Annotated in this window: 10 protein-coding genes; 7 read left to right on the top strand and 3 right to left on the bottom strand. The window is 45.0% G+C overall.

Annotation, left to right across the window (positions count from 1 at the left end; all coding sequences use genetic code 11):
- Positions 1–119: 119 nt before the first annotated feature.
- Positions 120–1,586, top strand: a complete 1,467-nt coding sequence (locus tag QUA13_RS03450; RefSeq protein WP_333196639.1) for a response regulator — start codon at positions 120–122, stop codon at positions 1,584–1,586.
- A gap of 335 nt (positions 1,587–1,921) precedes the next feature.
- Here the strand turns inward: QUA13_RS03450 and hisG are convergent, their stop codons facing one another.
- Positions 1,922–2,566: an ATP phosphoribosyltransferase gene (hisG, locus tag QUA13_RS03445; RefSeq protein WP_172193312.1), complete on the bottom strand. Its 645-nt coding sequence runs from the start codon at positions 2,564–2,566 to the stop codon at positions 1,922–1,924.
- A 305-nt stretch (positions 2,567–2,871) separates the two neighbouring features.
- Here hisG and QUA13_RS03440 point away from each other — a divergent pair, with 305 nt between their 5' ends.
- From QUA13_RS03440 to rppA, 3 genes are all read left to right on the top strand, one after another.
- Positions 2,872–3,018 (top strand): hypothetical protein, encoded by a 147-nt coding sequence (locus QUA13_RS03440; RefSeq protein ID WP_333196636.1) that lies wholly within the window; start codon positions 2,872–2,874, stop codon positions 3,016–3,018.
- Between the two features lie 131 nt (positions 3,019–3,149).
- A complete protein-coding gene (locus tag QUA13_RS03435; protein WP_333196635.1) occupies positions 3,150–3,800 on the top strand; it encodes a glutathione S-transferase family protein in 651 nt (216 codons plus the stop codon).
- A gap of 52 nt (positions 3,801–3,852) precedes the next feature.
- The gene (gene rppA / locus QUA13_RS03430; protein WP_333190880.1) at positions 3,853–4,539 is read left to right on the top strand and encodes a two-component system response regulator RppA; all 687 of its coding nucleotides are present in this window, start codon (positions 3,853–3,855) and stop codon (positions 4,537–4,539) included.
- A 114-nt stretch (positions 4,540–4,653) separates the two neighbouring features.
- On the opposite strand, the gene QUA13_RS03425 is transcribed toward rppA, so the two are convergent.
- Entirely contained in the window at positions 4,654–5,490 is an 837-nt protein-coding gene (locus QUA13_RS03425) for a metallophosphoesterase (protein ID WP_333196634.1), read from the bottom strand.
- A gap of 376 nt (positions 5,491–5,866) precedes the next feature.
- Positions 5,867–6,139, bottom strand: a complete 273-nt coding sequence (locus QUA13_RS03420; RefSeq protein WP_333196631.1) for a hypothetical protein — start codon at positions 6,137–6,139, stop codon at positions 5,867–5,869.
- A gap of 1,360 nt (positions 6,140–7,499) precedes the next feature.
- On the opposite strand from QUA13_RS03420, the gene QUA13_RS03415 reads away from it, so the two are divergent.
- The 3 genes from QUA13_RS03415 (at position 7,500) to QUA13_RS03405 (ending at position 11,023) form a co-directional block, all read left to right on the top strand.
- Positions 7,500–7,694 carry an HNH endonuclease signature motif containing protein gene (locus tag QUA13_RS03415; RefSeq protein WP_333196630.1) on the top strand — a complete coding sequence of 65 codons (195 nt, stop codon included), beginning with the start codon at positions 7,500–7,502 and terminating at the stop codon, positions 7,692–7,694.
- 901 nt (positions 7,695–8,595) lie between these two features.
- Positions 8,596–9,462 (top strand): ferredoxin:protochlorophyllide reductase (ATP-dependent) iron-sulfur ATP-binding protein, encoded by an 867-nt coding sequence (bchL, locus tag QUA13_RS03410; protein WP_172189973.1) that lies wholly within the window; start codon positions 8,596–8,598, stop codon positions 9,460–9,462.
- 34 nt (positions 9,463–9,496) lie between these two features.
- Positions 9,497–11,023: a DUF5331 domain-containing protein gene (locus tag QUA13_RS03405; RefSeq protein WP_333196629.1), complete on the top strand. Its 1,527-nt coding sequence runs from the start codon at positions 9,497–9,499 to the stop codon at positions 11,021–11,023.
- Positions 11,024–11,466 lie beyond the last annotated feature (443 nt).

The raw sequence follows: 11,466 nt of genomic DNA, 5'->3' as shown, positions 1-11,466 counted from the left end.
CTCAGAAACTTGGTTCCTACGAAAAATATCGAGTTTAGTAACGATAAATATACGAATTAACCAGTTTTCGAGGTAGCCCACGCGCAAGTCCCGAGCTAAATTCAATATATATATATTCCATGTCAAACAAGTCGCCCTGCATCATGTTGGTTGATGACGAGCCAGCTAATCTGATTTTACTGGAAGAGTTATTGCGCCTGGAAGGATACGCCACAGTATCAGCACTATCTGGCGATGAAGCGCTCTCCCTCGCCCGCGCATCTCGACCTGATTTAATTTTACTGGATATTATGATGCCGGAGATGGACGGTTTTGATGTGTGCGATCGCCTGCGAAAGGATACGGCATTGCAAACTGTACCGGTAATTTTTTTGACTGCCCTCGATGACGATACCTCTCGCCTTAGAGGCTTAGAAATGATGGCCGATGATTATTTGACAAAGCCTTTTAACAGTCGCTTGCTGCTGGCGAAAGTTGAAAATATTTTGCAGTTGAGTCGAATGCGAGCGCAAGCTGTATCTTCCCAATTCAACCAGCAAGTCAGAGAGCAAAGCAAGCAGCAAATCGCCGCAGCTTGGGAGGCAAACGAATATCTTTCAGAAAAATTTCAGCTATTTGTGCCGGAGCAAATTCTCGGACGAATTGCGCCGCAAGGAATAGAATCTATTCAGTTGGGCAATGTCACAGAAGAAGAGCTGACTATTTTATTTTGCGACATTCGCGGGTTTACTGCGATCGCAGAATCTCAAGAAGCTCGCGAGACTTTTGAATGGCTGAACGCTTTTTTTACTAAAATGAACGATTGCATAACATCCCACGGCGGGTTTATTGACAAATACCTAGGCGATGCAATCATGGCAGTATTTGACAAGCCGAATTCTCACGCTATGGATGCGATAGAAGCCGCAGTAGCAATGCAAGAAACTTTACGAGAATTTAATGCGAGCCGCCACAAATACAATTTAGAATTTCCCGTCAATATCGGTACTGGAATTAACACAGGTATCGGCATGATCGGCACTTTGGGTTCCGATCGCCGGATGGACTCTACAGTCATCGGCGATGTAGTCAATACAGCTTCTAGGCTAGAAAATTTAACTAAAATATACGGCTGCCAAATTATTGTTAGCGAAAATGCGATCGTTCATGCGAGAGAATTTCTAAATGGTATAAGTCCAAACTCAAACTCAAAAGAAAGTCTATTATTAAAGTGCGATTTGGAAGCGGAAACACAGGAGACTATTATTTCTACTTCTCGGGCGACTGCTGCCGACAGCAATTTGCCAAGGAACAATTATTACTATCGCTGGATAGATCGAGTAACTCCGCGTGGCAAGCAGCAAGCTATAGAAATCTACGAAATCTGGGCCGCCTCCTGTCCCGACTCTGAAGCAAAGCAGCTTACCCAGGTTTTATTTGACAAAGGAATTCAAGGATGGCAATCCGAAAGATTTGTCGCCGCCTTGGAATATTTTCAGCAACTAATCGAACAAAACCCTGCTGATACAGTCGTCAGTTTTTATATAAACCGCTGCCAGGAAAAACTAGGTTTGATATCTACAAGTAGCAGCTCAGAAATGATCTAAATAGAACCTGTTCCTAGTGAGTAATTCAGTCCTCTTTATTAGCGCACATCAAAGCAAAAGCGAAGCTAAAATACTCCCGTTCGTAGTGAAAACTTCAGTCCTCTTTATTAGCGCACACAACCACTAAAGTCCTGCCTACAAACCTATACCAATTCGGAAAAGTACCCGAGCATCTGCAGCAGGGACACGGCAATGCCGTGTCCGGCGCGGGGAGTATGACACGGCAATGCCGTACCCCTACTGTTCGCTTTGAGTTTTGATAATTGGTATAAGATTGAGGATTGTAGCAAGACTTTTTTAAATTGGTATGATGAGAAAACTCTAATTTTAGACTATCAAACAGTCGTCAAAACTTGCTCTCTCAACTTGCCTATCAACTCATTAACCCCCCCCGTATTCAAACGGTAACTCAAAGGATGACCGATTAAATAAGCCGAACTTTCAAACAAAACATCAATTTCCACCAAACCATTTTCTCGCAAAGTTTTGCCAGTCGAAACCAAATCCACAATAGCCTCCGACATACCCGTAATCGGTCCCAACTCCACAGAACCGTAAAGCGGCACAATTTCCACCGGCAAATTCAAATTGTGAAAATATTCTCTGGCACAGTGTACGAACTTAGAAGCAACTCTACCGTGAGGAGGCAAATCCACCGTTCGTCGATAAGAACTAGAACCCTTCACCGCCACAGACAGCCGACACTTGCCAAATTTTAAATCAATTAAATTAGCAACTTTCGGGGTTTTTTCCCGCAAAACATCATAACCAGCAATCCCCAAATCAGCTTGACCGTATTCCACATAAACCGGCACGTCGTGCGTTCTTACTAGCAAAGCTTTAGCAGTTCCGGTAGGGTCATAAATTTGAAGTTGTCGGTTAGAAGAATCGAGAAAAGCACTGAAGTCTAATCCAACCGATTTAAACAGCCGAATGCTATCTCCTAATAGTCCGCCTTTGGGAAGTGCAACAGTAATCATGTCAATTTTTAGAGTGTAAATGGCTCAATTTGGGAAGGGCGCGATCGCGGCACAAGCATAAACAGCTTTTACCAAACTCAGAATAACACATAGAGTTCATAGCGAAAAATAAATTTCGGTATTGCTCGATCCTTTGTTTGGGTATATATTATATTTAGTCAGTTTTTTAAAGAGCGGTCAGCATGGAAAAAAATCAAGAGTTTGACTGTCAAGAATTTGACGGATAATTTCACAGTGTAGACCCGGATTTCCTGAAAATTACAGTAGATGAAATCCTCTCAGGCGGCGGTCTAGAGGACGAGGAAATGGACTGTACAGTAGCCGTACCTACTGCTAACCACGCCAGCATTCCCAGGGTCACAGGCTTGTCATTTTATGTGAAATGCAGCGTGTTCGATGACGCCACCCGATCGAAGTTTGCAGAAAAACGTGGAACGCTGGGAGGCTGTTAATGTAAAATGCTTGCAGAGGCTGGTCGAGAGAACTGGACACTCGCGCGATGCCATTGTGTATCACGCCATTGTGTATTCAACTCTAAAACTTAAAATTTAACGGGCGATCGCAAATAACTGACGGCTAAACTATGACCGAATTGACACTTGTTATTGGCAACAAAAATTATTCCTCTTGGTCGCTGCGTCCTTGGCTGGCGATGAAACAAGCTGGACTGCAATTTGCCGAGGTGAGAATCCCCTTAGGCTGGCCGACAACCCATAAGGAAATTCGGCGCTATTCTCCTTCGGGAAAAGTGCCAGTTTTAATCGACGGTGACCTAAAAGTGTGGGAATCTTTAGCAATTTGCGAATACGTTGCAGAACGCTTTGCTAATGATTTGTGGCCGGTCGATGTAGCGGAACGGGCGATCGCCCGTTCTATCTGCGCCGAAATGCACGCGGGGTTCCAAAATTTGCGCCAAAATATGCCGATGGACTGCCACAACCGCTATCCGGGAGAAGGGATGACTCCCGGTGTAGAAGCAGATATCGATCGCATCTTTGCTATTTGGCGCGAATGCCGCCAAAAATTCGGAACAGGCGGCAATATGCTGTTCGGAAAATTCACAATTGTTGACGCTATGTTTGCCCCCGTTGTCCTGCGTTTTGTCACCTACGAAGTCAAATTAGATTCAGAAGCAAAAGCTTATGCTGATGCAATTTTGGCACTACCTGCCATCCAGGAATGGGTAGCAGCAGCTTGCAGCGAAACGGAAAGTATTGCACACATAAAAATTTAGGAAAAATCAGTTTACTTAACCTAAAATCTCAAATCTCAAATTTGAAATCAGGATGCGGATTCTTTTAGTTGATGATGAAGTTGAGTTAACTGACCCTCTGAGTCGAGTCTTAACCCGCGAAGGTTATACAGTTGATGTGGCATTTGACGGAGCAAGTGGCAGCAATTTAGCCATGCAGGGCAATTACGATTTGCTAATTTTGGATTGGATGCTGCCGACACAAACCGGACTGGCAATTTGCCAGAAGTTGCGATCGCAAGGACGGAGTACGCCAGTGCTATTTCTCACCGCCAAAGATACCGTAGACGATCGCGTACAAGGACTCGACGCCGGTGCAGACGACTATTTAGTTAAACCTTTTGAACTGCGAGAACTCCTAGCCAGAGTCCGCGCATTACTGCGGCGGCCTCCTACTATTGATGCCGAGGTTGCTGTCGGGCGGCTGCAAGTTGCAGATTTACAGCTAGACTACGACAATCAATTAGCTTATCGGGGCGATCGCACAATTGACTTATCAGAAAAAGAATGTCAGTTGTTAGAATACTTAATGCGCCATCCCGGTCAATTGCTAACACATGAACAAATCCACCAGTATTTGTGGAATGAAGCAGAAAAACCCAGCAGCAATGTATTAGCAGCTCAAGTTCGCCTGCTGCGGCGCAAAATAGAAGCCCCGGGCGAATCTGTGCTAATTCACACAGTCTACGGCAGAGGCTATCGTTTTGGAGAAGCCAGCTAATAATAATAGAAATTGTACCCAATTCCTTTTTTTTACCCACTCGCGAAGCCGAAGCTCCTTCTGCCTTCTGCTATATTATTTGTTATCGGGAAAGTATGCACCCTAAACCAGCCTTTACGTATTTTGACAAACCAAAGTAATTACTGTCACCTCAGGGGGACAAAATAGCCTTCCTGGGGAATAAGTTCCCAAACCCCGATTCACGTACAGCAAATTACTTCCCACCTGATGCAAACCGCTAGCCCATTCCCAGTGAGTAACTACTCGATCGCAAGCCGACAGAAAAGGAATGAACTTTCGGATTGGTTGAGGAATCAAAAAGCCAATTTTTCTCACCCAAGCATACAAAGGCCCGATACCGGGAATAACGATTTGACCGCCGTGAGTGTGACCAGACAACTGCAAATCAATCCGCCAATTTTGCAGCTTTTCAGCAGTATCAGGATTGTGAGACAATACAATCCGAGGAATCGCGGGATTTATTGATGCCATTACAGGTTTAGGCGCAAAATCGCCCGACCAAAAATCCGCTAACCCAACTAAAGCTAATTCTGACCCGAAAGGATAGATTGCTTCGTTGTACAAAACCCGAATGCCGACGCTATTTAAAGCATTAGCAACCTCTTTTTTTGCCCCCGGCCAATAGTGGTCGTGATTGCCCAAAACCGCGTAAATTCCCAATCGACTTTGCAAGCTTTTCAATCGGTGAACTAAGGCGTAAATAGGTGCGGGGTCGTAGGTAATAAAGTCACCGGTTAAAAAAATCATGTCTGGTTCAGCTTCATTGGCCGCAGCAATCGCCTCTTCTAGCAACCATTCCGACAGCCGCACCCCGTCATAGTGAAAGTCAGTAAGCTGTACAATTTTAGTACCGGATAGATTTGCTGGGAGATTGGCGATCGGTATTTTTAAATACTCTACTCGCAGTTTCCCAGTTAATAACCTGTGCATAAATCTAAGGTTTATGGATGACAGAGCGCAACCTCTAGCTTAGCAAATAAATAGGCAAGACTGCCATACTAGATATTCTTCCCTTTTCCTTCCGTCATCTGACTAATAAATACTAATTGCTGACTAATAAACACTAATTTCTGACTGATGACTAATGGCTAAAGTCGTGGAGGCAAAACCAAACTTATTCCTTCCAGCAAGTTAAACTTTTATGCCAATTATAATTGAGAATTACTCGCATAATAGCGCCTGCTACTAGAACTTCATTGAATTAGTCTGACCTGCGAGGAAAGAATATATTGCTAATGCACTCTTTTCAATTGAAGCTCCCGAGTATTTATTAGATTAGCTTTTAAATCAATACTTCGGACAGTTTTTAAGCAGCCAGAGTACCATAGGATAGGAGTTCAGGAAAGTTAGGCTGATTTAAAATCAAATTTGGGTCTAAATCTAACTTATTAATAAAAGTAGAAAGCAGATGCTGATTGAGTTGCAGACGTTTATAAGAACCGATCGAAAACACAAATTGCTGACTTGATAAGTAACAATTGTCAGCCCGATTTTTTGCTAAATTAAGTGAAGTTAAACTGGCATTAAAATGACAATCAAGCCGTTGGGGATGAGGAGATTGGCAATCAGATAAACCCATAAATTGTTTGGGATCGCGGAAAATAAATTCAATTTGAAAACGCGCCCGATCTTATTCAATAATTCGTTCAGGAGATAGATTAATATCAGTGCTAAATAATAAAGTATTTTTGATTTTCCCGTTGGCTTGAATCTCAGAAATACAAGCCAAACAAATTTGGCCATTTAAATAACAACTCGCCTTCCACTAATGTATAGAGTGAAAAGCCCGGTTTTATTTTTTGAACAAAATTTAGGCGACTCAAATCCTGGCAGTCAAATTTACCATCATATTTACGAGGTTCGCCCAGTTTTTTTTGTTAACCTGTATAGATAACGGAGGTCAGCATCAACTCTTAATTTGTCAATTAAATCTAAATTTAACTCCCGTACAGTCTCCCAGAATTTAGAACGGTAATAATAGCCATCAGCACTAAATAACGCACAGATTTTGGCAAAAATAACGAGTATTTTTTAAATGTTTGGCATAGCAGTCAACTCTTGTTATATCAGGATTTGAGGTTTCAGTTACCTGTTTTGTGCGCTAATTTTTGACCAACTTTTTCTTTGTATGTGTTCGGGCTTTTTCGGTAGTTCTGTTTGAGGACGGGAGGGAGTTTGTTGCACACTTAAACTAATTAATAAATGAGTATATACTTCGACAATAAAAATTACAGAAATTTCCAGTCACTGTTGGGCTTTGCCAGCTATGCTATTATAAAAATAAGCTTTTTCATCATTTTTTTTCAGTTTTTATTAAAAAAGAACAATCAATGACGACAATAATTGTCTGCTCAGAATTCAAAGCAAGTTGCGTGAAAATATTGATTAAGGTGAGATCTTAGGTTTTAACACACTCATCACGCCCAATAAGAAGTCAAGTAAGGCTCACCAAGAGGAAATAGGAACAATCATCAAAAAACACAGGTCATCGCCACTATCGGCGTTAATTAGAGACTTAAACCCTGTGATAAGGGATGGACTTCTTTCTATACAAACTCTGACGCAAGAACCGTTGGAGAACTTCAAAAATAAGATCACCTCACATACCTGAAACTTCGAGGTTGGGCAAAACTCCGTTGTGGAAATATCAATGCAGGACACCTACTATATTGGCCTCCATTGGCGGAAATAACTGGGTATTCTCAACCAGAAAAGAGGGAGCGAACCCCCTTCGGTTACTAAAGCATAGAGAATTCGAGTGTAGCAGCACCGACTATGGGAAAGTTAAAGGGGATAAAAGTCTCTACGACGGAGACCTAGTTTATTGGAGTTCAAGATTGGGGGAAAATCCTGATTTGCCGAGTTCGGTATCAAAACTCCTGAAATGGCAGAAAGGGAAATGCCCTCATTGCGAACTTATTTTCAGAAACGAAGATGTAATGGAAGTTGACCATATCGTCCCCAGAGCCATTGGAGGTAAGGATGAGTACAAAAATCTTCAACTATTGCATCGGTATTGTCACGATGTTAAAACTAAAACCGACTTGGAATCAATCAGGAAACATAACCTGGAACTCCTATCTTCAGGAAAGAAATCTCAAGCAAGTCGGAAAGAAGGGGAAGCCCTCAAATGACAAGAGTACACCCGAGTAGCTGTGTGCGGTTAAAGTCGCAAGCACGGTTCCGAATCGGAGGGAGAAGATGGTAATACCTTCTCTCGACTCTACCTCATTGGGAAAAAATAATATTCTCCCACAGCCCCACAGTCCCCCTCTCCTCCTCTTCCCCTCCCCCAATCTCCCACCAATTCCTAAAAATTCACAATTTTTTACACAACACTAAAAACCCCAGCAAAATCACGCCCAACAGCCGAAAGCTAACATCACTTTGCCCTCCCCCCATCCAACTTGGCCGAACTCACTCTCCCGTTTACCTCATCCACTAGCCCCTTTGTGCCCGTTCAAGTTACCCGCACAAGCCATCAACTGCCTGCATCCCAGCCCCAAAGCCAAAAGCCCAGATTGTTTGAGAAGTTAATTTTTGTTTTATTTTTATTTTGTTTTTGTACCTCTTTATATTAAAAAAGTATCTTAAAATTAATTAAAAATCTAAAAAGATTATAAAAATAGATTTTTAGTTCAAAAAACCAGTTAAGATTCCCAAAAGTGCAAAATAAACAAATTTACTAGCATTTTCATTTAGACGCCCCCTTTCTTTTCATCGCAAGTTAGCTAATAATGCTTTCAACGAGGTGACTTAGGGCAGGCTCGAAAATTGGCCTACCCCAAAGACGGATACAAGCCCCAAACAAAAGTCGTCGAGAGCGAAAAATTTTAGACATTAGGGAGAAGCCCCAGATTCATCTGTGGAGTCAATCTAAAATCTGAAATCTCAAATCGACTGACAGTAAGGGCATTGCAGTTGGGCTATTGCAACGTCGGCTAGTGCAATTGAGCTATTGCAGTTGGGCGATCGAAAAAAAGCATCAAACCCCAGCCCTCATAGTTTTGATAGAAACCTATAGGAGAACAAAGAGTGAAACTCGCAGTTTACGGAAAAGGTGGAATTGGCAAATCGACAACAAGCTGCAACATCTCCGTTGCCCTAGCCAAGCGCGGCAAAAAAGTTTTGCAAATCGGTTGCGATCCAAAGCACGACAGCACATTTACCCTCACTGGCTTCTTGATCCCGACAATTATTGACACCCTTCAGGAAAAGGACTATCACTACGAAGACGTTTGGCCCGAAGATGTCATTTACAAAGGCTATGGCGGCGTTGACTGCGTAGAAGCAGGCGGCCCTCCCGCAGGAGCTGGCTGCGGCGGCTATGTAGTCGGCGAAACAGTCAAACTGCTCAAAGAACTAAATGCCTTCGACGAATACGACATCATCCTGTTCGACGTGCTCGGCGACGTAGTGTGCGGCGGTTTTGCTGCCCCTTTGAACTACGCCGACTACTGCATGATTGTTACCGACAACGGGTTCGACGCTTTATTTGCAGCCAACCGCATCGCCGCCTCAGTCCGCGAAAAAGCCCGCACTCACCCGTTGCGGCTCGCCGGTTTAATTGGCAACCGCACCTCAAAGCGCGACTTGATCGACAAGTACATTGACTCTGTACCGATGCCGGTGCTGGAAGTGCTGCCCTTGATTGAAGACATTCGCGTTTCTCGCGTTAAAGGCAAAACATTGTTTGAGATGGCCGAGAGCGATCCTTCCCTCAACTACGTGTGCGATTACTACCTCAACATCGCCGACCAGATTTTGGCCATGCCCGAAGGAGTAGTGCCCAACGACACGCCCGATCGCGAATTATTCTCGCTGCTATCAGATTTTTACCTAAATCCAGTGCAACCAGTGGTCAAGAAGGAGGAAGATGAGCTAGACCTGATGATGGTTTAATAGGTCTAGCGATCAGGATGAGGATAAAGAGGTTATGGCTTTTTTTGATACTTTTTCAGTTGCTCTCAAACAGAAGTGGTTGGACTACTACCAGGTTAATCGGGCTTGGCTGCTCCTGCACATGACGGCTGAGAACACGGTCGCCACACCCGACGGCGGGAAAAGGCCTGTTTCTTACCTCATCCTGGGAATTGCGGCTGCCCTGGAGCCGGAACTCCAGCAATTAATGCTGCCCTTCTCAAAACTGAAGGCGGATGCAGACAGCCTGATCGAAGTGTTGGGGCTAAATTTTGACCCGGACATCGCCCTGGGTATGCCCTCAAGTACGGCGCAACAAACGGCCACTCAAACTCCAACAACTGCTGCACCCGCAGCGGCTCAAACTGCAACTGCTGCGCCCGCAGCGGCTCAAACTGCAACTGCTGCGCCCGCAGCGACTCAAACAGCAACTGCTGCACCCGCAGCGGCTCAAACTGCAACTTCTGCACCCGCAGCGGCTCAAACAGCAACTGCTGCGCCCGCAGCGGCTCAAACTGCAACTGCTGCGCCCGCAGCGACTCAAACAGTAACTGCTGCACCCGCAGCGGCTCAAACTGCAACTTCTGCACCCGCTGAAGCCCAATCTAATAAATTAGGCGGTGCGGGCTTAGCAGCAGCCGGAGTAGTCGCTGGAGTCGCCGGAGCGGCCGGTCTGGCTGCTGCTGCGTCAGCACTGAGCTCCGACGATGAATCCTTCGATGAGTTTGAGGAAGAAGCAGTCTCTGACTTCGACCTGGGCGATGACGAGGAAGAAGCAGTCTCCGACTTCGATCTGGGCGATGACGAGGAAGAAGCAGTCTCCGACTTCGACCTGGACGACGATGAGGAAGAAGCAGTCTCCGACTTCGACCTGGACGAAGATGAGGAAGAAGCCTCGGCTTTGGACGGTCTCGACCTCGGCGACGATGAGGAAGACGCGGTATCTGACTTCGATATGGGTGACGATGAGGAAGACGTGGTATCTGACTTCGACCTCGGCGACGACGAGGAAGATGTCGTATCTGACTTCGACCTCGGCGACGACGATGAAGAAGAAGCCTTGGGTTTGGGCGGTCTCGACCTCGGCGATGACGATGAAGAAGAAGCCTCGGCTTTGGACGGTCTCGGCCTCGGCGATGACGATGAAGAAGAAGCCTCGGCTTTGGGCGGTCTGGACCTCGGCGATGACGATGAAGAAGCATCCTCACAATTTGGGACTTTGACCTCTGGGGATCTCGAAGCGGGGATATCCGATCCGTTTGGGGAAGAAGATGAAGATTTTGTCGCGGAAGAAATACCCGATCCGTTTGGGACAGCGACCTCAGATGACCTAGACATGGATCTGGGCGACTTGGACGAAGACGGTATTGACGATTTCTCTGTATCTGATGACGATGACCTCGACGATCTCGGACTTGACGATCTGGGGGAAGCAACTACCGGAGATCCTGACGAAGATGATTTAGATGCTTTAGGTCTCGGCGATTTGGATTCCGACGATGAGGATGAAGAAATTTCGGGCTTTTTGTCGGATTTTAAGTGAGGTTGTTGCGATCGCCCGCGTCTCTCCTAGTCTTAAAGTTTCCCGCTCTATTTGTGAGTTGTGAGTTGCGAGCTGTTAATTTTTTAATTAGCTCAAACTCACAACTGCCAAAAGGCTTTTTGGCTTAGCGAGTTGAAAAACACTAAATCCCTGCTGTGAGGGATTATAGGCCCTCACGCAGAATTTTTTAGCTCAAATTTTGGATGCTGCGACTGCTGCGGAAATATTGAGTGGGCTGCATCTATTTTTCAGGGGAATTACGCAAAAACCAGGTATTTCTATTATTGTTCGCTGCTTCAGCGCGATCGCAAAAAACAGATTTTTTTTCGCTCCTGTGCCTGTTCGCGTTTGAGAGGAAAACAACCTATTTCTCTCGTCCGCGAGAGCAGCGAGGCGATCTCAAAATCCAGGTATTTCCTCGCTTAGCGAGCCTGTCCTGTTCG

This window comes from Microcoleus sp. S28C3 (assembly GCF_036700785.1).
Classification (GTDB): domain Bacteria; phylum Cyanobacteriota; class Cyanobacteriia; order Cyanobacteriales; family Microcoleaceae; genus Microcoleus; species Microcoleus asticus.
The sequence above is the reverse complement of the archived record's forward strand: the minus strand, read 5'-3'. Positions and strand labels throughout refer to the sequence as shown.